This is a genomic window from Klebsiella sp. K47 (genome assembly GCF_051858335.1).
Lineage (GTDB): Bacteria > Pseudomonadota > Gammaproteobacteria > Enterobacterales > Enterobacteriaceae > Klebsiella > Klebsiella pneumoniae.
This window is the reverse complement of record NZ_JBPYUI010000005.1, coordinates 78,221-101,290: the sequence shown is the minus strand read 5'-3', so window position 1 is coordinate 101,290 and position 23,070 is coordinate 78,221. Positions and strand designations below refer to the sequence as shown.

Genomic DNA, 23,070 nt, shown 5'->3' with positions numbered 1-23,070 from the left:
AGACTTAGCGCGTTGTGAAATAGTTCGCGGGTTCATCGTGCGCAGCCACCAGCCCGGCCAGCGACAGCGGTCGGCTGATCCAGTACCCCTGCAGGAAATGAACGCCCTGGCCGCGAAGCCACTCCGCCTGTTCCTGGGTCTCCACCCCTTCGGCGACGGTCATTAATTTCAGCCGGCGGCTGAGGGTCAGTACCGCATCCAGCACCGGCGAGGTTACTGTTTCAGTACCAATCGCCTGCACAAAACCGCGATCGATCTTCAGATAATCGAAGTTATAGCGTTCGAGATAGATCAGCGCGCTATGCCCGGTGCCGAAATCATCAATCGCGATTTCGAATCCCTGGCGGTGGAGCCAGGCGAAGTTAGCCATCGATTTTTCTTTATCAATCATCGCCCGCTCGGTTACCTCCAGCACCACGTGAAAGTGGTCGGCGGGCAGCGCGGCGGCGAAGCGCAGCATATCGTCGCGGAAGCTGTCGGCCTGCAGATGGGCAGGGGAAATATTCAGCCCCAGCTTCACGCCGCGCGGCAGAATACGCTTCAACACCGCAGCGTCGCTGGCGATCAGCGCGAGCAGGTGATGGGTTAGCGGCACGATCATCTGCTGGGTTTCGGCCAGGTTAATAAAAACGTCGGGCGGAATTTCACCAACCACCGGATGGCGCCAGCGCATTAGGACCTCCACGCCGCTGATACGTAGAGTCTGTGCATTAACCACCGGCTGATAAACGATGTAGAACTGGTTATTTTTGATCCCCAACAGAATAGATTTTCGCGGATCCGATTTGATCGTCAGCACGTAATAGCAGAGCAGCCCCGCCAGCAGGCCGCAGACGACCCCGAGCAGCAGAGCAAACTGCGTATTTTCCGCCAGCCAGCTGTTGGCATACAGGTAGACCTTCAGCGGTAAGCCCTCGATCTGTGCCTGGCGGATCGGCACGTTATGCAGCGTTTGCGGATCCACCAGCCGATTACTGAAGGTGGAGATAGCGGTGTGATCGATGGCCAGCGCAATGCCGCTGAAATCGTTTTGCCGTGCGGAATAGAGGATATACGGTGTGAGATTAGCGTTAATCGACACGAAAATGCCGCTGTTTTGATCGCCGGGTTTACCTACCCACAGCGCCAGCGCCGCGCTCTTCGGCATCATCGGCGTGCCTGGTAAAATCGCCATAGCAACGGGTTTGCTGATATCGATGGCCGGGATCAGCTGGCTGAGGGGCGTATTCATGGCTCCCGTAGCCGATGAGCAAAAGGCGATGCCGTTTTTGACCAGCAGGAAAGCGCGGACGTTGGGGCTGAACGCGGCGTGGGAGGTAAGCCCGGAGTCAATATTCTCGCAGGGCTGGTCCACCAGCGGCTGCAGGCCGTCAATGGTCTGGCGCAGGTCGTGAAAATAGCTTTTCAGATAGGTATTAACATTGTTGATAATGGCGTCGAAACGCTCGGCCCGGTTATGGTAGATCACCATAAACTGAATGCTCCCGGCCAACAGCGCGACGATGATCCCCACGCTCAGGCTGGTTAACCAGGTTTTACGCTGGGGCGAAAAGTAGCGAGTAAGCATAGCCAGATTCTTTCCGTATTATTGAAGCGCATCAACGGAGTGTCGGTCGTCGTTTTTCTCATTCCCACTTAAAAGACATAGCTTATTTTGCGACGTTGAGAACCAGGTGGCAAAAAAAAACACTGCCTGGGGCAGTGTTTTTTATCCCGCAGCCAGCCAAGGGATAACCGGCGGCGGTGGAGGACAGTTTACGAGCGGCTCAGGACTCGACGCGCTTCATTGTAGCGCTTTTTCCAGTATGGCTCATCCATGCTGGAGATAGTCACCCCGCTGCTGGTGGAGGCGTGAACAAACTGGTTGTTGCCGAGGTAGATCCCGACATGGCGGCCGGTAGAGCCGGCGCGAAACAGAACCAGATCGCCTGTACGCAGTTGGGCACGGGAAATCGATTTTCCGGTTTCCTGCTGTTCAGAGGTTGAACGCGGCAGTTCCAGACCAAATTGTTCGCGGAAGGTGCGCTGCACAAACGCTGAGCAGTCGATACCCTTGCGGGTGCTGCCGCCGAGGCGGTAACGCACGCCTTTCCAGCTGGCATACTGATCCATTAAACGGGACTTTACGTCCAGGTTACGGACCATCGTTTCAAATTCATCCTGAGAGGCTTGCAGTGATGATAAATCGCCACTACCCACAGCATGCGTCTCAGAATGCATATTCCTGGCGGTACTTGTTGAACTACACGCGGAAAGCAGAACCGCTACTGCAATCGCGGGGGCTACCCGCAAGATATATCTCAAAATCGGCTGAGATTTGACCATGCTGTTTATTTTCCCTTGTTGTCCTTAACGACAATGTCGTTATAAAAAATGCCAAACGTGTTAGAGCCTAAATACCCATCCGCAATGAGACAATTCCTTAAGCTTAAATTTGTGCAGTCACGCACAATTTTATTCATGCCCTGAATTAATGCTGCGGAAAAGGCAAAACGAGAACGAGATTACCCTATCAAACGCCGCATGGCGAGCGGTTTTGCGCGATTTCTTATAAGTATTTTGGTGACAAAAAGTGAATCATCGGGAAAGGCCAAAATTACGGCAATATCGGGCAAAAAACAGACAATTCCTTCATTTGTCACGGGATTAATGTGACAAGAAGATGAACGTCATGTTGAAAAAAGGGAAAATGTAAAAAGGGACCCAAAAGGTCCCCTTATAGTTAATGACTCTGGCGGCTGCCGGAGACATTATTTGGCCGATATTCTGCTGGGTAAGTAGCGATCGAAAAAGGCGATCAATTTATCGCTCAGCGGGGTCATCAATACCCAGGGCGCGCCGATCAGCACGGCGGTCAGGGAGCCGACGGCAATATCGCTAAACCAGTGGGCGCCAATCATTACCCGCGGGAAAGCAAAGACCACGAAGATAATCAGCGCGACGCCCAGCGCGCGACGGCCAAAATAGCGCCACATAAAGCTGGCGAAGATCAGCAGCATCATCCCATGATCGCCAGGGAAGCTGTCCTTCGACGCATCCTTAGTGGGGAAGTTAACGACGTCGCTGACGCGGGTAATATCGCTAAAAAACAGCGACGGGCTGGCGCGCTGTACCGGCATCAGGTGTTGTGCGAGCTGGTTGATGATCACCGCCGCCAGCAGCATCACCAGGCCCATGATGGCGATCTGACGACGGCCTGCAGTCGGCGCCTTTAGCCAATAGCTCAGCATCAGGCAGCCCATCGCCAGCAGCGAACAGGCGTCGAAGGCGCGATTGTTGATGATCGCCAGCAGCCAGGCATAAGCATGGCTGACGCTGACGCCATGGTTAAAGAAATGGAAGATCGCGGAGTCGACCGGCAACCACGCGCCATGGTTGGCTGGCAGATACCAGGAGCAAAATAGCGCTACACCCGCGATGTTAAGCAGCAGGATTAAAGGAATTCGGTTTTTCATCATAGCCATTGCGATTTTGTGACAGTCGGCGGCAACCTTAGCCGCCTTAACTTAAACGAAGCCTCAACAACGTGGTCTGGAGTGCGTTCCAGTCGGCTTCATTCGCGGAAATAAGCTCGATCCGGCTATCGGGCGGAGCGACGCTGAGGGTCTCGATATGGAGATCCTCCCCCTGACGGTTGATTCGCACCGCCCCCTCGGCAATGCGCATCACGCCTTTAACGCGCCCCACTGGCGCCAGCCTGGCCCATTCGAGCAGGCCGATGGTGTCAAAAACCGTCTCCGCGTCGAAGATCCAGCCGCAGCCCTGATAGCCCTGGCCATTGTTGAGATGTCGGCGCCAGCGCTGGTGTTCCGCCAGGCTGAGCGCGGCGAGGCCGGAAGTGGGGGGATGGCGGTGGGCGTGCTCCGCGCTCGCCGGCAGCGGGGCGGTGTTCCGTCGTGGCTCATCGAGCAGGGTCAGATCGATATTGCCCTGGATTGCCGACACCTTGCGACGCTCGCCGCCACAGCGCTGCCACCAGTCGGCCAGCGCCCGGGCGCTTTCGGCGGTTTCCCGATCACTTTTATTAGCCACAATGATGTCCGCCGCGGCCAGCTGATCGCGGAAGTTGTCGTTGCTGACGGCTCTTTCATCCAGCAGCTGGCGGGGATCGAGGATGCACAGCGTGGCGCGCAGATCGATCCAGGGCTCATACACCGCCGCGGTGAGGATATCGAGGATCTGCTTTGGGTGGCCCAAACCGGTGGGTTCGATCAGCAGGCGATCGGGTTTGCCCTGGCGCAGCAGGGTGTTCAGCCCAACCTGCATCGGCAGGCCATTGACGCAGCACATGCAGCCGCCGGGGATCTCTTTGAGCAGGGCGCCGCTGTCGGCCAGCAGCGCGCCGTCTATCCCGACTTCGCCAAACTCGTTAACCAGTACGGCCCATTTTTCATCCGCAGGCTTCTGCGCCAGCAGATGAAGAATCGAGGTCGTCTTACCGCTGCCGAGAAAGCCGGTGATCAAATTGGTTCTGGTCACTCTTTTCTCCAGGATAAATGTAATGTTGTAACAGTTACGCCTATCCTGACGAAAAAAGGAGGAAAAGAGAAGTCCTGAGGCGGACAGAAGAGAATTCTGTCCGCATAAGCGCAAATATTGTTAAGAATTCAGCGCGCGGGCGACGGCCTCGCGGGCGCCGTGCGTCGCCAGCTGTTGCCAGGCGGCGCGGATCCCGGCGACAAACTGGGCGTTGTGCGGCAGGTCGCGGCCAAATATTTCCTCCAGCCCCAGCAGGGCGTCGACGCGCTGCTGCTCATCGCTCTGGGCCACCCGCTGCCGGATCTTGTCGACCAGCGGATCGCGCACGTCGATCGTCTGACCGGCGTCGTCCGTGCCGCTGACGTAGCGCATCCAGCCGGCCACGCCGAGAGCCAGCAGCGGCCAACGGCTGTCGCGCGCCAGATGTACGCGGATGCCATCGAGCATGCGCTGGGGCAGCTTCTGGCTACCGTCCATGGCGATTTGCCAGGTGCGGTGTTTGAGCGCCGGATTGCTGAAGCGGGCGATGAGGCTGTCGGCATAGGCCAGCAGATCAACGCCGGTAATGGTCAGCGTCGGAGCCTGTTCGTCAAGCATCAGCTGGCGGGCGGCGCGGCGGAAGACCTCATCCCGCATGCAGTCGCTAATGTGCGCATGCCCTGCCAGATAGCCAAGCCAGGCGAGGAAAGAGTGGCTGCCGTTGAGCATCCGCAGCTTCATTTGCTCCCAGGGCAACACGTCATCGGTCATCTGCACGCCCGCCGTCTCCCAGGCGGGTCGCCCGGCGACAAAGTGATCTTCGACCACCCACTGAATGAAGGGTTCGCAACTGATGGCGCAGGGATCGTCGACCCCCAGCACGGCGGCGATTTCCGCCAGCGACTCCGGTGTGGCCGCGGGAACAATGCGATCCACCATGGTGCCCGGGAAGCTGACGTTGTCGGCGATCCAGTCCGCCAGCGCCGGGCTGCGTTTTTCCGCCATGCCGAGGACGGCATTTTTTACCACGTGACCGTTGTCGGGGATATTATCGCAGGAGAGCACGGTAAAGGGCGGAAGGCCTCGTTCCCGGCGGCGGGCCAGCGCTTCAACTAAAATACCGGGAGCTGACTGCGGCAGCGTCGGATTCTCCAGATCGTGAATAATGCGCGGATGCGTCGGATCCAGTTTCCCGGTCGCCGGATCGATGCAGTAGCCTTTTTCCGTAATGGTCAGCGAGACAATCGCTACCTGCGGCTCGCAAAATTTTTCGATAATCGCCGCCAGCGAATCGAGCCTGGCGTTCAGACATTCGTGCACCGCGCCGATCACAATGGGCTGGTTGCCGTCGGCGCCTTTTTCCAGCACGGTAAACAGATGGTCCTGTTCGCGAAGTTGGCTCATCAGCGTGTCGCCGCTGAACAGACTGATTTCACAGATCCCCCAGTCGCCGCCGACGTTATTCAGCACGCGATCGGTGAGCAGCGCCTGGTGCGCGCGGTGAAACGCGCCAAAGCCGAAATGGACAATACGCGAGCGGAGCTGGCCGCGATCGTATTGAGGGTATTGCACGTTCTTCGGTAGCGTAGCGGTTGCAATTGTTGTCATTCTTCCCACACCTGTTTAACTGCTTATTAACAATGCCAGTCTAAAGTTATATGACAGGAAGTTAAATTGGTAAGCCGAAATTATCCGCTGACTGTGAGCTGGATCAATCAATAGGCCAGCACTGTTTGCAGCCAGGTGAGAAACATGTATGGTAGTCGTCATGAGTGTCGCCATTATTGGTATAACAACTTTTGTGAGGACATAGCGATGGAGCAAACCTGGCGGTGGTATGGGCCGAACGATCCGGTATCGCTTGATGATGTACGGCAGGCGGGGGCGACCGGCGTCGTCACTGCGCTGCACCATATTGCAAACGGTCAGGTATGGCCGGTCGACGAGATTAAAGCGCGTCAGGCGCTGTTAGCGGCAAAAGGGTTGACCTGGTCGGTCGTCGAAAGCATTCCCGTCCACGAGGATATTAAAACCCACAGCGGGCAGTATGCGACCTGGATTGCCAACTATCAGCAGAGCATCCGCAACCTCGCGGCCTGCGGCATCGATACCGTGTGCTACAACTTTATGCCGATCCTCGACTGGACGCGCACCGATCTGGAATATGAGCTGCCGGACGGCTCCCGGGCGCTGCGTTTCGATCAGATCGCTTTCGCCGCCTTTGAGCTGCATATCCTTAAACGCCCGGGTGCGGAAGCGGATTACAGTGAAGAAGAGCAGCGTCAGGCTGAGGCCTATTTCAAGGCGATGAGCGAAGCAGATATCGATAAACTGACCCGCAATATCATCGCCGGCCTGCCGGGAGCGGAAGAGGGCTACACCCTTGACCAGTTCCGCGCGCGTCTGGCTGAGTACGACCACATTGATAAAGCGCAGCTGCGTGAAAATATGGCCTATTTCCTGCGCGCCATCGTGCCGGTGTGCGAAGAGGTAGGGATCCGCCTGGCTGTGCATCCGGACGATCCGCCGCGGCCGATCCTTGGCCTGCCGCGTATCGTGTCGACCATCGAAGATATGCAGTGGCTGAAGGAGACGGTGGACAGCATTAATAATGGCTTCACCATGTGTACCGGATCGTATGGCGTTCGCGCCGATAACGATCTGGTGAAGATGGTGGAGACCTTTGGCGATCGCATCCATTTTACCCATCTGCGCTCTACCTGCCGTGAAGCAAACCCAAAAACCTTCCACGAGGCGGCGCACCTTAGCGGCGACGTCAATATGGTGGCGGTGGTGGATGCTATCCTGCGCGAAGAGCAGCGGCGTAAACAGGCCGGCGATCTGCGCCCGATCCCATTTCGGCCGGATCATGGTCATCAGATGCTCGACGATCTGCGCAAGAAAACCAACCCAGGCTATTCGGCGATTGGCCGTCTCAAGGGGATGGCGGAAGTGCGCGGCGTCGAGCTGGCGCTGAAAATGACCAAATACCCTGAACTGCTGTAATCGCGGCAATGGGGATAATAAAAAGGACAGCCAGCGCTGTCCTTTTTTACTGTCGAAGCGTTACCGATGATTAATCCGCGCGGCCCATATAGCGGCACTCTTCGATATGAATGCGGATTTTCTCACCGGTGGTCAGGTATTCCGGCACCTGAATCACCAGGCCGGTGCTCATGGTGGCTGGCTTGGTGCGGGAGCTGGCGGACGCACCTTTAATACCCGGCGCGGTTTCGATAATTTCCAGGTCAACGGTCTGCGGCAGCTCCAGCGCCAGCAGCTGGCCGTCCCAGGTCAGCACCTGCATGTCCGGCATCCCACCTTCCGGAATAAACTGCAGCTCTTCTTCAATCTGCTCTTTGGTAAAGGTGTAAGGGGTATAGTCTTCTTTATCCATGAACACGTATTCGTTGCCATCGACGTAGGAGAAGTCGACGAAACGGCGGGTCAGGGTGACGGTATCGACGATATCGTCGCCTTTGAAGCGCTCTTCTACTTTCAGGCCGGTGCGCACATCGGAGAAGCGCATTTTATACAGTGTCGCAGCACCGCGGGCGCTGGGTGACTGAATATCAATATTTTTCACAATCAGCAGCTTGCCGTTGTAATTCAGCACCATACCTTTTTTAATTTCATTCGCTCTTGGCATTGCAGTAATCCTGTCACTTAACGAGTCAAAAATATCGCGTAAAACTACTCGCGCCCGGGCGTTCAGGCAAGCGGATTTCGCGAGTTTTGCTATCTTCTGGCAAAACGTTTAGGCTGTGGCGCAAAATGAGCGTTTGGGAGTCGGGTTGTGGAATGTCGTACTGATTGTGGCGCATGTTGCATCGCCCCCTCTATATCATCGCCGATCCCCGGCATGCCGCAGGGCAAGCCGGCTAACACCCGTTGTATCCAGCTTTCCGAGCGCAATTTATGCCTTATTTTCGGTTCCCCTCTGCGCCCGAAGGTGTGCGCCAGCCTGCAGCCCTCGCCGGAGATGTGCCTCACCCACCGCGATGAAGCGATCACCTGGCTGCTGGAGCTTGAGCTGGCCACCGCGCCCTGAGCTCAACGCAGCAGATGAGAGGGATGGAAACCAATGTGCTTACACGTCTCTTATCCGCCACAGGCAGGCCTGAGTGACAACGCCCATCGCCAGCGCAATCCAGAACACCGCGTGATAGCTCCAGATCTCCGCCACTACCCCCGCCAGTGAACCGGCGATGATCCAGCCGACGCGGGTAGTATTGGTATAGAGGGTGGTGGCCGCGCCCGCCTGCCCCGGCATCAGGTCCTGGAAATAGAGCATGCCGATCCCGGCGAGGATCCCGATATAGATGGCGTTCAGCACCTGCATCGCCAGCAGCAGCGCTGGCGTATGCACCGTCAGCATGCCGACGTAAAACAGCACCCCGGCCACTGCAGAAAGACGCATCAGAAAGCGTTTGCCGAAACGCCGGGCGTAGTAACCGGCAATCAGCATGGTCGGAATTTCCAGTCCGGCGGCGGTGCCCATCATCAGCCCCGCCAGCTTCTCCGGCAGATGCAGCTCGTTAATGATAAACAGCGGCATGTTAATGATGTACAGGCTGTTAGTACCCCACATCAGGGTGCAGATGCTGAACAGCAGCAGCGCATCGCGGCGGTGCGTGCGCGGAGCTTCCAGCCGGCCGGTCGCTACCGGCTTTGCTTTGCGCATGCTGGGCAAGAATAGCCAGACCATGATCCCGCAGACGATAAACGCCGCCGCGGCGCTGAGATACATCGCGGTAAAACCAAACCCCATCGCCAGGGCGTAGGCCAGCGGGGGACCAATCACCCATGCCAGGGAGACCTGGGCACGTAAAATGGAGCTGAACATCACCGCTTCGCGGCCGGTCCTGTCGGCATGCTCACGCGCGAGGGCAAACATCTGCGGGTTGGCGGTCGATCCAAAGCTACTGAGAAAAACGCCGATGAACAGCAAAATGAAATAGTTGCGGTTCCAGGCAAAGAGTACGCAGGCCAGCACCCCCAGCAGACAGCAGACGACAATCAGCTGCTTGCGATCGCCCTGACGGTCGGAGCGGCCGGCGAGGAACTGACTGACCAGAATGCCAATAACCGCGCTGCCGGTAAAAAAGAAACCGACCATCGCCGGGCGGACGTGCACTTCGTTGGTCAGAAACAGGCTCAGGGTCGGGGTTTGCAGCGCCCCGGCAATGCCCGTCAGAAAGGCGACGATTAAGAAGGCGGAAGAGGTGACATCGAACCCGCGTCGGGGGAGAGCGGCGCTACGGTTTTCCATGGGTTTGGTTTTCTGTAGTTTCAGGAGACGGCGCGGAGTTTACGCCTGCTGGCTAAAAATAAACAGTAGTATGGCACGAATAATTAAAAAGGCGTTTCAAAATATAGGGTTCAGCAAAAAGCTGACGTTCGAGGCGGTCGATAGCTAAAGCTTCAGCAAAAGTGTGCAGTACCTCTAAGTTCTGCGATCAAGTCGCTGACGTACCTTGCGCGTTGAGCAAGAAAGGTACAAAATTCTTGAAACGTTTCAGCGTCATTCGGCAATCCGTTCCCCGTCAGATGGCGCCTTTTTTCTCAAGTTAGCTGAAACGATTCAATTCAGCAGGAGAGGAGAACCATGTTCCAGTTATCTGTGCAGGATATTCATCCCGGCCAGCAGGCCGGTAATAAAGAAGAGGCCATCCGGCAGGTCGCCGCCGCGCTGGTCAGCGCCGGCAACGTGGCCGATGGCTACGTGAACGGCATGCTGGCTCGCGAGCAGCAGACCTCGACCTTCCTCGGCAACGGGATCGCGATCCCGCACGGCACGACGGATACGCGTGACCAGGTGCTGAAGACTGGCGTTCAGGTGTTTCAGTTCCCGCAGGGCGTCACCTGGGGTGAAGGGCAGACCGCCTATGTGGCGATCGGGATTGCCGCCAGCTCAGATGAACACCTCGGCCTGCTGCGTCAGCTGACCCACGTGCTGAGCGATGACGCGGTCGCCGCGCAGCTGCAGTCCGCCACTACCGCGGAAGAGCTGCGCGCGCTGCTGATGGGAGAGAAGCAGAGCGAAGCGCTGAAGCTGGATAACGAGACCCTCAGTCTCGACGTCGCGGCCAGCGATCTGCTGACCCTGCAGGCGCTGAACGCGGCGCGTCTGAAAGAAGTTGGCGCTGTCGATGCCGCCTTCGTTAGCCACGTCATTAACGATACGCCGCTGAACCTCGGTCAGGGCGTCTGGCTGAACGACAGTGCGGAAGGCAATTTGCGCAGCGCCGTGGCGGTCAGCCGCGCGGCTAACGCCTTTACCCGCGACGAGCAGCCGGTTTCCCTGCTGGTCACGGTGGCGATGGCCGACGAGCAGCCGACCGCAGTGCTGAACCGTCTGAGCAAGCTGCTGCTGGACAAGAAAGCTGAACATTTGCTGAAAGCCGACGCCGCCACCGTGCTGGCGCTGCTGACCAGCGACGACGCCATTGCCGAAGATGTGCTGAGCGCCGAATTCGTGGTGCGCAATGAACACGGCCTGCATGCCCGTCCGGGCACCATGCTGGTCAACACCATTAAACAATTTTCCAGCGACATCACCGTCACCAATCTCGACGGTTCCGGCAAGCCGGCTAACGGTCGCAGCCTGATGAAGGTTGTGGCGCTGGGTGTGAAAAAAGGTCACCGTCTGCGTTTTACCGCGCAGGGTGAGGATGCGCAACAAGCGCTGGATGCGATTGGCGAAGCGATCGCCGCAGGCCTTGGGGAGGGCGCATAAATGAGCAGACGTGTAGCAACGATTACGTTAAACCCGGCATACGACCTGGTGGGATTCACCCCGGAGATTGAACGCGGCGAAGTGAACCTGGTGCGCACCACCGGCCTGCACGCCGCCGGGAAAGGCATTAATGTGGCGAAAGTGCTGAAAGATCTCGGCATTGACGTCACCGTCGGCGGTTTCCTGGGTAAAGACAACCAGGACGGCTTTCAGCAGCTGTTCAGCGAGCTGGGGATCGCCAACCGTTTCCAGGTGGTGCAGGGCCGGACCCGTATCAACGTTAAGCTGACGGAAAAAGATGGCGAAGTGACCGATTTCAACTTCTCCGGCTTTGAAGTCACCCCGGGCGACTGGGAACGCTTCGTCAACGACTCCCTGAGCTGGCTCGGGCAGTTCGATATGGTCTGCGTCAGCGGCAGCCTGCCGTCCGGCGTTAGCCCGGAAGCCTTCACCGACTGGATGACCCGTCTGCGCAGTCAGTGCCCATGCATCATTTTCGACAGCAGCCGCGAAGCGTTGGTTGCCGGACTAAAAGCGGCGCCGTGGCTGGTGAAACCGAACCGTCGCGAACTGGAAATCTGGGCTGGCCGCAAGCTGCCGGAGATGAAAGATGTTATCGACGCCGCCCATGCGCTGCGCGAGCAGGGTATCGCCCACGTGGTGATCTCCCTGGGCGAAGAGGGCGCGCTGTGGGTCAACGCCTCTGGGGAGTGGATTGCTAAACCACCTTCAGTGGAAGTAGTCAGTACCGTTGGCGCCGGCGATTCGATGGTCGGCGGCCTGATTTACGGCCTGCTGATGCGTGAATCCAGCGAGCATACCCTGCGCCTGGCGACCGCCGTCGCTGCCCTGGCCGTCAGCCAGAGCAATGTAGGAATTACCGACCGTACCCAGTTGGCCGCGATGATGGCGCGCGTCGACTTACAACCCTTTAATTGACAGCAGGAGAGGCATAATGAAAACGCTGCTGATTATTGATGCCGGACTCGGACAGGCGCGCGCCTACATGGCGAAAACCCTGCTGGGTGCCGCGGCGCCGAAAGCGCACCTTGAGCTGATTGATAACCCGAATGACGCCGAACTGGCCATCGTGCTGGGAACCGCGCTGCCGGCCGATAGCGCGCTGAATGGTAAAAACGTTTACCTGGGCGATATTAACCGTGCTGTCGCCCATCCGGAGCTGTTCCTGGGAGAAGCGAAAGACCACGCTAAGCCCTACGTTGCGCCAGCGGCGGTAGCCGTTCCGGCCGCCGCTCAGGGGCAGAAACGCATTGTCGCGGTCACCGCCTGTCCGACCGGCGTCGCCCACACCTTTATGGCGGCAGAAGCCATCGAAACCGAAGCCAAAAAACGCGGCTGGTGGGTGAAGGTGGAGACCCGCGGCTCCGTTGGGGCGGGCAATGCCATCACCCCGGAAGAGGTGGCCGAGGCGGATCTGGTGATCGTCGCTGCCGATATCGAGGTGGACCTGGCGAAATTCGCCGGCAAGCCGATGTACCGCACCACCACCGGTCTGGCGCTGAAGAAAACCGCCCAGGAGCTGGATAAAGCGGTGGCGGAAGCCAAACCGTACCAGCCATCCGGCAAACCTCAGGCGGCTGCTGAAGGGAAAAAAGAGTCGGCGGGCGCCTATCGCCACCTGCTGACCGGCGTCTCCTATATGCTGCCGATGGTAGTGGCCGGGGGCCTGTGTATCGCGCTCTCCTTTGCCTTCGGGATCAAAGCGTTTGAAGTGAAAGACACCCTGGCGGCGGCGCTGATGCAGATCGGCGGCGGCTCGGCCTTCGCGCTGATGGTGCCGGTACTGGCAGGCTTTATCGCCTTCTCCATTGCCGACCGTCCGGGTCTGACCCCGGGCCTTATCGGCGGTATGCTGGCGGTTAGCGGCGGCTCCGGCTTTATCGGCGGGATCATCGCTGGTTTCCTTGCCGGTTATGTGGCGAAAGCCATCAGTACGAAGCTGAAACTGCCGCAGAGTATGGAAGCCCTGAAACCAATCCTGATCATTCCGCTGGTCTCCAGCCTGATCGTGGGTTTGGCAATGATCTATCTGATCGGTAAACCGGTAGCCGGTATCCTCGCCTGGCTGACCCACTGGCTGCAAACCATGGGCACCGCCAACGCGGTTCTGCTGGGCGCGATCCTCGGCGCGATGATGTGTACCGACATGGGCGGGCCGGTAAACAAAGCGGCCTATGCCTTTGGCGTTGGCCTGCTGAGTACCCAGACCTATGCGCCGATGGCGGCGATCATGGCGGCCGGTATGGTGCCACCGCTGGCGATGGGTATCGCGACGCTGGTAGCGCGCAATAAGTTCGACAAAGGGCAGCGGGAAGGGGGTAAAGCCGCGCTGGTTCTTGGCCTGTGCTTTATCTCGGAAGGGGCGATTCCTTTTGCCGCCCGTGACCCGATGCGCGTTCTGCCGTGCTGTATCGTCGGTGGCGCGGTAACCGGCGCTATCTCCATGGCGGTCGGCGCGAAACTGATGGCGCCGCACGGCGGGCTGTTTGTTCTGCTGATCCCGGGGGCGATTACGCCGGTGCTGGGCTACCTGCTGGCGATTGTTGCCGGAACGCTGGTGGCGGGCCTTGCCTACGCCGTGCTGAAACGCCCTGAGGCGCAAACAGCGGAAGTTGAAAAAGCGGCATAATCCTACCGCAATAAAAAAGGGCCGATTGTTCGGCCCTTTTTTTGTCTCTATTTACGCCACTTCGGCAATCTGCTGCGCCCGCAGCCAGGCAATCTCTTCCGCCCAGATATCCGGGTTGATGGTTTCCAGAATCAGCGGAATACCGTCGAAGCGGCTGTCCTGCATGATCCAGCTGAAGCAATCGTGGCCGATGTTGCCTTCCCCCAGGCTGTGGTGACGGTCGACCCGGCTGCCGAAGGCGCTCTTGGCATCGTTGAGATGCATGCCGCGCAGATACTGAAAACCGACGATGCGTTCGAAGGCGGCGAAGGTTTTTTCGCAGGCTTCGGCGCTGCGCAGGTCGTAGCCGGCGGCGAAAGCATGGCAGGTATCGATGCAGACGCCGACGCGGGATTTATCTTCCACACCGTCGATGATGGCCGCGAGGTGCTCGAACTTAAAGCCGAGGTTGCTGCCCTGGCCAGCGGTGTTTTCGATCACCGCAGTAACGCCTTCGGTCTTCGCCAGCGCGATATTGATCGATTCGGCGATGCGCGCCAGGCACTCCTCCTCCGGGATCTGCTGCAGATGGCTGCCGGGGTGGAAGTTGAGCAGCGTCAGTCCCAGCTGCTGGCAGCGGGTCATTTCATCAATGAAGGCATCACGGGATTTTTCCAGCGCTTCTTCCACCGGGTGGCCAAGGTTAATCAGGTAGCTGTCGTGCGGCAGGATCTGCCCCGGGCCAAAGTGATACTTTTCACAGGCGGCTTTGAATTCGGCGATGGTCTCGTCGCTGAGCGGCGCGGCGCGCCACTGGCGCTGGTTCTTGGTGAAGAGGGCGAAGGCGGTTGCTTCGATTTCGGCGGCGCGAATGGCGGCATTGGCCAGTCCACCTGAGGCGCTCACGTGCGCTCCTACGTATTTCATAAAAAAAACTCCAGTTAAAGCCGCTGGGGGGTGGGTAATGATAGCGGCTTAACTGGAGAAAGATGTAGTGCTTTATGCCATCAGGCTGTGGATAGCGACGTTAATGACCCCGCCGCCGACAATCAACCAGACGAACAGCATCAGCGCCATCAGCAGCGGTTTCGCCCCGGCTTTTTTCAGCGCGCTGACGTGGGTGGTGACCCCGAGGGCGGCCATTGCCATCGCCAGCAGGACGGTATCCAGCGTCACCAGCATATCCACCACGGCTTTCGGCAGCAGATGGAAGGAGTTAAACACCGCCACCAGGATGAACATAATGGCGAACCACGGAATGGTGATTTTGCTTTTCTCGCCGTTGCCTGCCGGGGTCAGCTGTTTAACACGCGCCGCCAGGAACAGCAGGAACGGAGCCAGCATCATGACGCGCAGCATTTTGGCGATAACCGCCGCGTTCTCCGCGTCCGGGCTGACCGCATGGCCGGCGGCAACAACCTGCGCCACTTCATGCATGGTGGAGCCCATATAGATCCCGTAGGTCTCCGGGGTAAACCAGTGCGCCAGCAGCGGGTACATCGCCGGGTAGAGGAAGATGGCGATGGTACCGAAGATAACCACTGTAGCGACGGCAACCGTCACTTTACTGGCTTCGGCTTTGACCACCGGCTCGGTGGCGAGCACGGCCGCCGCGCCGCAGATGCTGCTGCCGGCGCCGATCAGCCAGCTGGTGTGTTTATCGAGACCAAACACTTTCTGGCCAAGGAAGCAGGCGATGAAAAAGGTACTGGAGAGCGTCAGAACGTCAATCAAAATACCGCTCACGCCGACGTCGGCAATCTGGGCGAACGTCAGGCGAAAGCCGTAGAGGATGATCCCCAGGCGCAGCAGATGCTGCTTGGCGAAGATCACCCCGCCGTCGCAGGGCTGCCAGATTTTCGGGTAGACCGTGTTGCCGACGACCATCCCGAACAGGATAGCGAGGGTCAGGGCGCTAAAGCCCGCGCCGGCGATGGCCGGGAAACTACCGGCCCACAGGGCGGCGCCGGTCAGAGCGGCGGTCAGCGCCAGGCCTGGGACAAAATGCCACAGGGAACGATGTTTGGTGGGTAAAGTGAGTGCTGTCATAACCTTCTCCTTTGTCTGCCTAAAGGTTACGCCGCGCGGGATTAAATATAAAATTGATTATATGTTTATAATCAATCGTAATAAGTGGTTAATGGCCGCTTCGCCGGTTACAACGGGGCGAGAGCGGGTTAGGCAGAAGCGGGGCGGTCTCGCCGGCAAGACGATGATTTTGTGATATAAGCGGATTTTCCTTCCGTCAGCCGCCTCGATTTGTGTCACCATAGTAAGGAAGGTTATTCAGGTTGGATTACTAAACGGGTGGGTTATGCATATTACGCTGCGGCAGCTGGAAGTGTTCGCCGAAGTCCACAAGAGTGGGTCGACCACTCAGGCGTCACAGATGCTGGCGCTTTCGCAATCCGCGGTCAGCGCCGCGCTGACCGATCTGGAAGGGCAGCTCGGCGTGCAGCTGTTTGACCGCGTCGGTAAACGACTGGTGGTGAATGAGCATGGACGGCTGCTGTACCCGCGTGCGCTGGCGCTGCTGGAGCGGGCCCTGGAGATCGAGCAGCTGTTTCGCGGCGATAACGGGGCGATCCGAGTCTACGCCAGCAGCACCATCGGCAACTATATTATGCCGGAGATTATTGCCCGCTATCGTCATGACTTCCCGGATCTGCCGGTCGAGCTGAGCGTCGGCAACAGCCTGGACGTCATCAACGCCGTCGCCGACCTGCGGGTGGATTTCGGCCTGATTGAGGGGCCGTGCCATGCCGCCGATATTATTGCCGAGCCGTGGCTGGAGGATGAACTGGTGGTGTTTGCCGCGCCCAACTCACCGCTGCTGGCGGGGGAGGTGACCCTGCAGCAACTGGCTGAGGCGCCGTGGATCCTGCGCGAGCATGGCTCCGGCACCCGGGAGATTGTCGATTACGTTCTGCTGTCGCATCTGCCGGCGTTTCATCTGGGCATGGAGCTGGGTAATTCAGAGGCGATCAAGCACGCGGTCAGGCATGGCCTGGGCATCAGCTGTCTATCGCGGCGGGTGATTGCCGAACAGCTTGCCTCGGGCACGCTGGCGGAGCTGAAAGTGCCATTGCCCCGGCTGACGCGCACGCTGTGGCGGATCCATCACCGGCAGAAGCATATTTCTAAAGCATTACAACGTTTTCTGCACTATTGCCAGGTGTAGCAGCCCGGTTTTATCGCCTGATTACGGGGGGAATTCGCTGGCAATTCCGCAGGTTAGTGCTTTACTAATAATTTGCGGGCGATCATGAAGCTCTCTTATAACTTTGCATTTGTACCGGATGGAACCCCGATCGTCTGCTACAATCGCGCCTCATTTTTTGGATGGATAGCATTATCACATGGTTTCGGAAACTAAAACCACAGAAGCGCCCACGCTACGTCGTGAACTGAAGGCGCGCCACTTGACCATGATCGCCATCGGCGGTTCCATCGGTACGGGTCTTTTTGTTGCCTCTGGCGCAACCATTTCGCAAGCAGGTCCCGGCGGGGCGCTGCTGTCTTATATTCTGATCGGTTTGATGGTCTATTTCCTGATGACCAGCCTCGGCGAGCTGGCGGCGTTTATGCCGGTATCCGGTTCCTTCGCCACCTACGGGCAGAATTATGTTGAAGAAGGCTTCGGCTTCGCGCTGGGCTGGAACTACTGGTACAACTGGGCGGTGACGATCGCCGTTGACCTCGTGGCCTCACAGCTGGTGATGAGCTACTGGTTCCCCGACACTCCGGGCTGGATCTGGAGCGCCTTGTTCCTCGGCATCATGTTCCTGCTGAACTGGATCTCGGTGCGCGGCTTTGGCGAGGCGGAATACTGGTTCTCGCTGATAAAGGTAGCCACCGTCATTATCTTTATCATCGTCGGCGTGATGATGATTGTCGGCATCTTCAAAGGGGCGCAGCCAGCCGGCTGGAGCAACTGGGGGATCGCGGATGCGCCGTTCGCCGGCGGTTTCTCGGCGATGATTGGCGTGGCGATGATTGTCGGCTTCTCGTTCCAGGGCACCGAGCTTATCGGCATCGCTGCCGGTGAATCTGAAAATCCGGAGAAGAACATTCCGCGCGCGGTGCGCCAGGTCTTCTGGCGTATCCTGCTGTTTTACGTCTTCGCGATCCTGATTATCAGCCTGATCATTCCGTATACCGATCCGAGTCTGCTGCGCAACGATGTGAAGGATATCTCCGTCAGCCCGTTCACCCTGGTGTTCCAGCATGCTGGTTTGCTGTCGGCGGCGGCAATCATGAACGCCGTTATCCTGACTGCCGTGCTGTCGGCGGGTAACTCCGGGATGTACGCCTCCACGCGTATGCTGTACACCCTGGCCTGCGACGGTAAAGCGCCGCGTATTTTCTCGAAGCTGTCGCGTGGCGGCGTGCCGCGTAACGCGCTGTACGCGACCACCGTGATCGCGGCGCTGTGCTTCCTGACTTCCATGTTTGGCAACCAGACGGTGTACCTGTGGCTGCTGAACACCTCCGGGATGACGGGCTTTATCGCCTGGCTGGGTATTGCGATCAGCCACTATCGTTTCCGTCGCGGCTACGTCCTGCAGGGTAACGATATTAATAATCTGCCGTATCGTTCCGGGTTCTTCCCGCTGGGGCCGATCTTCGCCTTCGTGCTGTGCCTGATCATCACCCTCGGACAGAACTACGAAGCGTTCCTCAAGGACACTATTGACTGGGGCGGCGTGGCGGCGACCTACATTGGTATTCCGCTGTTCCTCGTCATCTGGTTTGGTTACAAGCTGGCGAAAGGCACCCGCTTTGTTCGCTACAGCGAAATGACCTTCCCGGACCGCTTTAAGCGTTAATCTTCGCGATTGTGCGATAAAAGCCCTCTGTGAAGAGGGCTTTATATTGCTGGCAAAGTGCAATCTTCAGGGATTGCCCGGCGGCGCTGCGCTTGCGTGGGCCTACAGATAACCGCGTAACTGATTGATATTGCTATTTTTGTAGGCCGGGTAAGGCGAAAGCCGCCACCCGGCAGACATGTGAGCACAATAACGAAGACAGATTTGTCATCACCCGCAAGCCCTCTGAACAGAGGGCTTTTTTTATGTTTGTGCGGTTACAGCTTGTCACAATTCTTCATAATTATATTGATAATCGTAATCATTATCTTTATCATTTTCGCCCATTACGGATGAAGCCACTCCCCGTCTCTGCCGCTTGTACAGACTGACACCGGGCGACCAGCCACATCGACGAGAAAACAGCGCGAGCATGCCGCCGACAGAGCGGCAAGCCGCCAGCGCGTGTGAGCAGCACCTTGTTGTTTGTTTGGTTGTACACCTCATGGAGATTTGGAATGTTCAGGTTAAACCCTTTTATCCGGGCGGGATTGTCTGCGTCCGTCGTATCGTTGGCGTTTCCGGCTCTGGCCGATGTGAATGAAGAAACGCTGGTGGTGACCGCCTCGGCCACTGAACAGAATGTCAAAGACGCGCCGGCGAGCATCAGCGTCATCACCCAACAGGATTTACAACGCAAGCCTGTTCAGAACCTGAAAGACGTGCTGCGCGATGTGCCTGGGGTCCAGCTCACCAACGAAGGGGATAACCGCAAGGGCGTTAGCATCCGCGGTCTGAGCAGCAGCTATACCCTGATCCTGGTCGACGGCAAGCGCGTTAACTCGCGGAACGCCGTCTTCCGCCACAATGACTTCGACCTTAACTGGATCCCGGTGGATGCTATTGAGCGTATCGAAGTGGTGCGCGGCCCGATGTCCTCCCTCTACGGCTCCGATGCGCTCGGTGGGGTGGTCAACATTATTACCAAAAAAATCGGCCAGAAATGGACCGGGACGCTGAGTGCTGATACCACTATTCAGGAGCACCGCGATCGCGGGGATACCTATAACGGCCAGTTCTTCACCAGCGGCCCGCTGATCGACGGCGTACTTGGAATGAAGGCCTACGGCAGCCTTGCAAAACGCGCCAAGGACGATCCGCAGTCATCCAGTAATGCCACCGGCGAGACGCCGCGCATCGAGGGCTTCACCAGCCGCGATGGCAATGTTGAATTCGCCTGGACGCCGAACGAAAACCACGATTTTACCGCAGGCTACGGCTTTGACCGTCAGGATCGCGATTCCGATTCCCTTGACCGCAACCGCCTTGAGCGGGAGAACTACTCTCTGAGCCATAACGGCCGCTGGGATATCGGCAATAGCGAGCTCAAGTTCTACGGCGAAAAGGTGGATAACAAAAATCCAGGGCAGAGCGGGACTATTACCTCGGAAAGCAATGCCATCGACGGCAAGTATGTCCTGCCGCTGGGCATGATTAACCAGCTGGTGACCTTCGGCGGCGAATGGCGCCACGACAAACTGAAAGATCCGGTCAACCTGAGCAGCGGCGGCCAGTCAACGTCGGCCAGCCAGTACGCCCTGTTTATCGAAGACGAATGGCGCATCATCGAGCCGCTGGCGCTGACCACCGGCATTCGTATGGACGACCATCAGACCTATGGCGATCACTGGAGCCCGCGCGCCTATCTGGTGTATAACGCCACCGATACCGTCACCGTCAAAGGCGGCTGGGCGACGGCGTTTAAAGCCCCGTCGCTGCTGCAGCTTAACCCCGACTGGACCACCAACTCCTGTCGCGGCTCGTGCAGCATCGTCGGTAACCCGGATCTGAAACCGGAAACCAGCGAAAGCTTCGAGCTCGGTCTCTACTACCGCGGGGAAGAGGGCTGGCTTGAAAATGTCGAAGGCAGCATCACCACCTTCCAGAATAATGTCGACGACATGATCGACGTTCTGCGCACTTCCAGCGCCAGCGAAGCGCCGGGCTACCCGAACTTTGTCGGCTGGAAAACCGTCAACGGCAAGCGTGTGCCGATCTTCCGCTATTTCAACGTCAACAAAGCCCGCATCAAAGGGGTGGAGACGGAGGTGAAGATCCCGTTTGGCGATGAGTGGAAGCTGACGGTGAACTACACCTACAACGATGGTCGCGATCTGAGCAATGGCGGCGACAAACCGCTGCAGACGCTGCCGTTCCATACCGCCAACGGCACGCTCGACTGGAAACCGCTGGACGACTGGTCCTTCTACGTGACGGCCAACTATACCGGCCAGCAGCGCGCGGTGAGCGCCACCGGCAAAACGCCGGGCGGCTACACCCTGTTTGACGTTGGCGCGGCATGGCAGGTGACCAAAAACGTGAAACTGCGCTCCGGGGTGCAGAACGTGGGTGATAAAGATCTGAGCCGGGACGACTACAGCTATACCGAAGAAGGCCGTCGCTACTTTATGGCGGTGGATTATCGCTTCTGATTGCCGGCGCTAAAACGCATCCTGTAGGCCTGAACATGCGCCGCGAAGCAGCTTCGCGGCGCATTGGCGTTTAGCCAAAGAGATGCTGCGCATGGAAGCGCAGATGGTCTTCAATAAACGAGGCAATAAAGTAATAGCTGTGGTCGTAACCGGGCTGGATGCGCAGCGTTAACGGCCAGGCCTTCTGCCGCGCGACCTCCGCCAGTACCGCCGGCTGCAGCTGTCCGGCAAGGAATGGATCGTTGTCGCCCTGATCGATAAGCGTCGGCACGGCGTCCTCCGGCCGGCTGGCCTGCATCAGCGCACAGCTGTCCCAGGAGTGCCATGCCGATTCATCCGCGCCGAGATAGGCGGTAAACGCTTTCTTGCCCCACGGGACCTGGGAGGGATTGACGATCGGCGCGAAGGCGGAGACGCTGGCGTAGCGGCCGGGATTTTTGAGCGCCATAATGAGCGCGCCGTGGCCGCCCATCGAGTGGCCGCTGACGGCGCAGCGTTCGCCGACGCTAAACTCGCTACGAATAAGCGCGGGCAGTTCGTCACGCAGGTAATCGTACATTCGGTAGTGCGCCGCCCAGGGCGCCTCGGTGGCGTTCAGGTAGAAGCCGGCGCCTTGTCCGAGATCGTAACCGTCGTCGTTGGCCGCCTCGTCACCGCGCGGGCTGGTATCCGGCATCACCAGCGCGATGCCCAGCTCGGCGGCAATGCGCTGGGCACCCGCCTTGGTGGTAAAGTTCTCATCGTTACAGGTCAGCCCCGACAGCCAGTACAGCACCGGCGGCGGCGTTTCGCGCTCAGGCGGTAAAAAAATGCTGAACGTCATGGCGCAGTTCAGGACAGGGGAGTGATGACGCCAGCGTTGTTGCTGGCCGTCAAAACAGCGATGCTCTTCAAGCAGTTCCATGCAAGGCTCCTCGGAAGGGATGTGCGCGTAAACGTTCATAATACAGATATTTCATTAGCCGGTGAGCAACTTTCACTTTCTCCTTTTGAGAACTTACTGCATCATTAATGCAACTTATAGCCAACATGCCGGTGTAGCGACGGCGCTTATGAATGCGTACAGCGGTTGGAACATTCCGGATACGGCGATAAGGATTTGGCGTTGCGCCTGAGGCATGGCTTCGCTCCCTAATAAAAGGCAGCGCCAATTTCAATAATTATCGTTACGGCTACTGGATTCTGTGCGCCACCTCACGCACAATGAATACAAACTTTGCCCCCAGAAAAAGCAAAGAGCGCCACACCTGCAGGAGAAACATAAATGTCATCACTGAGTAAAGAAGCCGTCCTCGTTCATGAAGCGCTGGTCGCTCGTGGGCTGGAGACGCCGATGCGTGCGCCAGTACAAGAAATTGATAACGAAACACGCAAGCGTTTGATTACCGGTCATATGACCGAGATTATGCAACTGCTGAATCTGGATCTGAGTGATGACAGTCTGATGGAGACCCCGCATCGCATCGCCAAAATGTATGTCGATGAGATCTTCTCCGGGCTGGATTATTCTCGCTTCCCGAAAATCACCGTCATTGAAAACAAAATGAAGGTCGATGAAATGGTCACCGTGCGCGATATCACCCTGACCAGCACCTGCGAACACCATTTCGTTACCATCGATGGTAAAGCGACGGTAGCCTATATCCCGAAAGATTCGGTGATCGGCCTGTCGAAAATCAACCGCATCGTGCAGTTCTTCGCCCAACGTCCGCAGGTCCAGGAGCGTCTGACGCAGCAGATCCTGATCGCGCTGCAGACGCTGCTCGGCACCAACAACGTGGCGGTATCCATTGACGCGGTGCATTATTGCGTGAAGGCGCGCGGCATTCGCGACGCGACCAGCGCCACCACCACCACCTCTCTCGGCGGCCTGTTTAAATCCAGCCAGAATACCCGCCAGGAATTCCTGCGCGCAGTACGTCACCACGACTAAAACGGAGCAGG

19 protein-coding genes are annotated in these 23,070 nt (G+C 58.0%); 9 read left to right on the top strand and 10 right to left on the bottom strand.

All coding sequences use genetic code 11. The features are described 5' to 3' along the window. Positions 1 to 4: 4 nt before the first annotated feature. From RRF55_RS06410 to RRF55_RS06390, 5 genes are all read right to left on the bottom strand, one after another. A complete protein-coding gene (locus tag RRF55_RS06410) occupies positions 5 to 1,567 on the bottom strand; it encodes a cyclic di-GMP phosphodiesterase (RefSeq protein ID WP_004180649.1) in 1,563 nt (520 codons plus the stop codon). A 188-nt stretch (positions 1,568 to 1,755) separates the two neighbouring features. Next, positions 1,756 to 2,325 carry a bifunctional murein DD-endopeptidase/murein LD-carboxypeptidase gene (gene mepS, locus RRF55_RS06405; protein WP_002912967.1) on the bottom strand — a complete coding sequence of 190 codons (570 nt, stop codon included), beginning with the start codon at positions 2,323 to 2,325 and terminating at the stop codon, positions 1,756 to 1,758. 425 nt (positions 2,326 to 2,750) lie between these two features. After that, positions 2,751 to 3,464 (bottom strand): phosphatase PAP2 family protein, encoded by a 714-nt coding sequence (locus tag RRF55_RS06400; RefSeq protein WP_002912965.1) that lies wholly within the window; start codon positions 3,462 to 3,464, stop codon positions 2,751 to 2,753. A gap of 37 nt (positions 3,465 to 3,501) precedes the next feature. After that, positions 3,502 to 4,479 carry a CobW family GTP-binding protein gene (locus RRF55_RS06395; RefSeq protein ID WP_032103472.1) on the bottom strand — a complete coding sequence of 326 codons (978 nt, stop codon included), beginning with the start codon at positions 4,477 to 4,479 and terminating at the stop codon, positions 3,502 to 3,504. Between the two features lie 120 nt (positions 4,480 to 4,599). Then, positions 4,600 to 6,066, bottom strand: a complete 1,467-nt coding sequence (locus RRF55_RS06390; RefSeq protein ID WP_032103471.1) for a mannitol dehydrogenase family protein — start codon at positions 6,064 to 6,066, stop codon at positions 4,600 to 4,602. 207 nt (positions 6,067 to 6,273) lie between these two features. Here RRF55_RS06390 and uxuA point away from each other — a divergent pair, with 207 nt between their 5' ends. Next, a complete protein-coding gene (gene uxuA, locus RRF55_RS06385) occupies positions 6,274 to 7,464 on the top strand; it encodes a mannonate dehydratase (RefSeq protein WP_032447752.1) in 1,191 nt (396 codons plus the stop codon). 70 nt (positions 7,465 to 7,534) lie between these two features. On the opposite strand, the gene yeiP is transcribed toward uxuA, so the two are convergent. Further along, the gene (yeiP, locus tag RRF55_RS06380) at positions 7,535 to 8,107 is read right to left on the bottom strand and encodes an elongation factor P-like protein YeiP (protein WP_002912951.1); all 573 of its coding nucleotides are present in this window, start codon (positions 8,105 to 8,107) and stop codon (positions 7,535 to 7,537) included. 147 nt (positions 8,108 to 8,254) lie between these two features. Between yeiP and RRF55_RS06375 the strand changes: the two genes are divergently transcribed. After that, a complete protein-coding gene (locus tag RRF55_RS06375; RefSeq protein WP_004175066.1) occupies positions 8,255 to 8,509 on the top strand; it encodes a YkgJ family cysteine cluster protein in 255 nt (84 codons plus the stop codon). Positions 8,510 to 8,548: 39 nt separating this feature from the next. Here RRF55_RS06375 and setB read toward each other — a convergent pair whose 3' ends face one another. After that, positions 8,549 to 9,730: a sugar efflux transporter SetB gene (setB, locus tag RRF55_RS06370; RefSeq protein ID WP_004151122.1), complete on the bottom strand. Its 1,182-nt coding sequence runs from the start codon at positions 9,728 to 9,730 to the stop codon at positions 8,549 to 8,551. Between the two features lie 336 nt (positions 9,731 to 10,066). Between setB and fruB the strand changes: the two genes are divergently transcribed. Genes fruB through fruA form a run of 3 tightly spaced genes read left to right on the top strand, consistent with a single transcriptional unit; the run spans position 10,067 to position 13,847 of the window. Next, a complete protein-coding gene (fruB, locus tag RRF55_RS06365) occupies positions 10,067 to 11,197 on the top strand; it encodes a fused PTS fructose transporter subunit IIA/HPr protein (protein WP_002912947.1) in 1,131 nt (376 codons plus the stop codon). Continuing rightward, complete coding sequence (gene fruK / locus RRF55_RS06360; protein ID WP_002912941.1) at positions 11,198 to 12,136, top strand: 1-phosphofructokinase; 939 nt, start codon at positions 11,198 to 11,200, stop codon at positions 12,134 to 12,136. A 16-nt stretch (positions 12,137 to 12,152) separates the two neighbouring features. Further along, positions 12,153 to 13,847 (top strand): PTS fructose transporter subunit IIBC, encoded by a 1,695-nt coding sequence (gene fruA / locus RRF55_RS06355; RefSeq protein ID WP_002912939.1) that lies wholly within the window; start codon positions 12,153 to 12,155, stop codon positions 13,845 to 13,847. A 51-nt stretch (positions 13,848 to 13,898) separates the two neighbouring features. On the opposite strand, the gene nfo is transcribed toward fruA, so the two are convergent. Beyond that, complete coding sequence (nfo, locus tag RRF55_RS06350) at positions 13,899 to 14,753, bottom strand: deoxyribonuclease IV (protein ID WP_002912937.1); 855 nt, start codon at positions 14,751 to 14,753, stop codon at positions 13,899 to 13,901. A gap of 72 nt (positions 14,754 to 14,825) precedes the next feature. Then, positions 14,826 to 15,875, bottom strand: coding sequence for a YeiH family protein (locus RRF55_RS06345; RefSeq protein ID WP_002912935.1), 1,050 nt, complete (start codon positions 15,873 to 15,875; stop codon positions 14,826 to 14,828). 265 nt (positions 15,876 to 16,140) lie between these two features. Between RRF55_RS06345 and yieE the strand changes: the two genes are divergently transcribed. The 3 genes from yieE to cirA all read left to right on the top strand — a co-directional run bounded on the left by yieE (position 16,141) and on the right by cirA (position 21,126). Beyond that, positions 16,141 to 17,007 carry a DNA-binding transcriptional regulator YeiE gene (gene yieE / locus RRF55_RS06340; RefSeq protein ID WP_002912932.1) on the top strand — a complete coding sequence of 289 codons (867 nt, stop codon included), beginning with the start codon at positions 16,141 to 16,143 and terminating at the stop codon, positions 17,005 to 17,007. 178 nt (positions 17,008 to 17,185) lie between these two features. Further along, positions 17,186 to 18,655: an amino acid permease gene (locus RRF55_RS06335; RefSeq protein WP_002912929.1), complete on the top strand. Its 1,470-nt coding sequence runs from the start codon at positions 17,186 to 17,188 to the stop codon at positions 18,653 to 18,655. 497 nt (positions 18,656 to 19,152) lie between these two features. Then, positions 19,153 to 21,126, top strand: coding sequence for a catecholate siderophore receptor CirA (cirA, locus tag RRF55_RS06330; RefSeq protein ID WP_002912926.1), 1,974 nt, complete (start codon positions 19,153 to 19,155; stop codon positions 21,124 to 21,126). Between the two features lie 70 nt (positions 21,127 to 21,196). On the opposite strand, the gene fghA is transcribed toward cirA, so the two are convergent. Next, complete coding sequence (gene fghA / locus RRF55_RS06325) at positions 21,197 to 22,030, bottom strand: S-formylglutathione hydrolase (protein WP_004151123.1); 834 nt, start codon at positions 22,028 to 22,030, stop codon at positions 21,197 to 21,199. A gap of 360 nt (positions 22,031 to 22,390) precedes the next feature. Here fghA and folE point away from each other — a divergent pair, with 360 nt between their 5' ends. Continuing rightward, positions 22,391 to 23,059, top strand: a complete 669-nt coding sequence (folE, locus tag RRF55_RS06320) for a GTP cyclohydrolase I FolE (RefSeq protein ID WP_004184878.1) — start codon at positions 22,391 to 22,393, stop codon at positions 23,057 to 23,059. Positions 23,060 to 23,070 lie beyond the last annotated feature (11 nt).

Bases quoted from the DNA above. Each gene is read 5' to 3' on its own strand.
- RRF55_RS06410 (WP_004180649.1), bottom strand. From the start codon at position 1,567: ATGCTTACTCGCTACTTTTCGCCCCAGCGTAAAACCTGGTTAACCAGC.
- mepS (WP_002912967.1), bottom strand. From the start codon at position 2,325: ATGGTCAAATCTCAGCCGATTTTGAGATATATCTTGCGGGTAGCCCCC.
- RRF55_RS06400 (WP_002912965.1), bottom strand. From the start codon at position 3,464: ATGGCTATGATGAAAAACCGAATTCCTTTAATCCTGCTGCTTAACATC.
- RRF55_RS06390 (WP_032103471.1), bottom strand. From the start codon at position 6,066: ATGACAACAATTGCAACCGCTACGCTACCGAAGAACGTGCAATACCCT.
- uxuA (WP_032447752.1), top strand. From the start codon at position 6,274: ATGGAGCAAACCTGGCGGTGGTATGGGCCGAACGATCCGGTATCGCTT.
- yeiP (WP_002912951.1), bottom strand. From the start codon at position 8,107: ATGCCAAGAGCGAATGAAATTAAAAAAGGTATGGTGCTGAATTACAAC.
- setB (WP_004151122.1), bottom strand. From the start codon at position 9,730: ATGGAAAACCGTAGCGCCGCTCTCCCCCGACGCGGGTTCGATGTCACC.
- fruB (WP_002912947.1), top strand. From the start codon at position 10,067: ATGTTCCAGTTATCTGTGCAGGATATTCATCCCGGCCAGCAGGCCGGT.
- fruK (WP_002912941.1), top strand. From the start codon at position 11,198: ATGAGCAGACGTGTAGCAACGATTACGTTAAACCCGGCATACGACCTG.
- fruA (WP_002912939.1), top strand. From the start codon at position 12,153: ATGAAAACGCTGCTGATTATTGATGCCGGACTCGGACAGGCGCGCGCC.
- nfo (WP_002912937.1), bottom strand. From the start codon at position 14,753: ATGAAATACGTAGGAGCGCACGTGAGCGCCTCAGGTGGACTGGCCAAT.
- RRF55_RS06345 (WP_002912935.1), bottom strand. From the start codon at position 15,875: ATGACAGCACTCACTTTACCCACCAAACATCGTTCCCTGTGGCATTTT.
- yieE (WP_002912932.1), top strand. From the start codon at position 16,141: ATGCATATTACGCTGCGGCAGCTGGAAGTGTTCGCCGAAGTCCACAAG.
- RRF55_RS06335 (WP_002912929.1), top strand. From the start codon at position 17,186: ATGGTTTCGGAAACTAAAACCACAGAAGCGCCCACGCTACGTCGTGAA.
- cirA (WP_002912926.1), top strand. From the start codon at position 19,153: ATGTTCAGGTTAAACCCTTTTATCCGGGCGGGATTGTCTGCGTCCGTC.
- fghA (WP_004151123.1), bottom strand. From the start codon at position 22,030: ATGGAACTGCTTGAAGAGCATCGCTGTTTTGACGGCCAGCAACAACGC.
- folE (WP_004184878.1), top strand. From the start codon at position 22,391: ATGTCATCACTGAGTAAAGAAGCCGTCCTCGTTCATGAAGCGCTGGTC.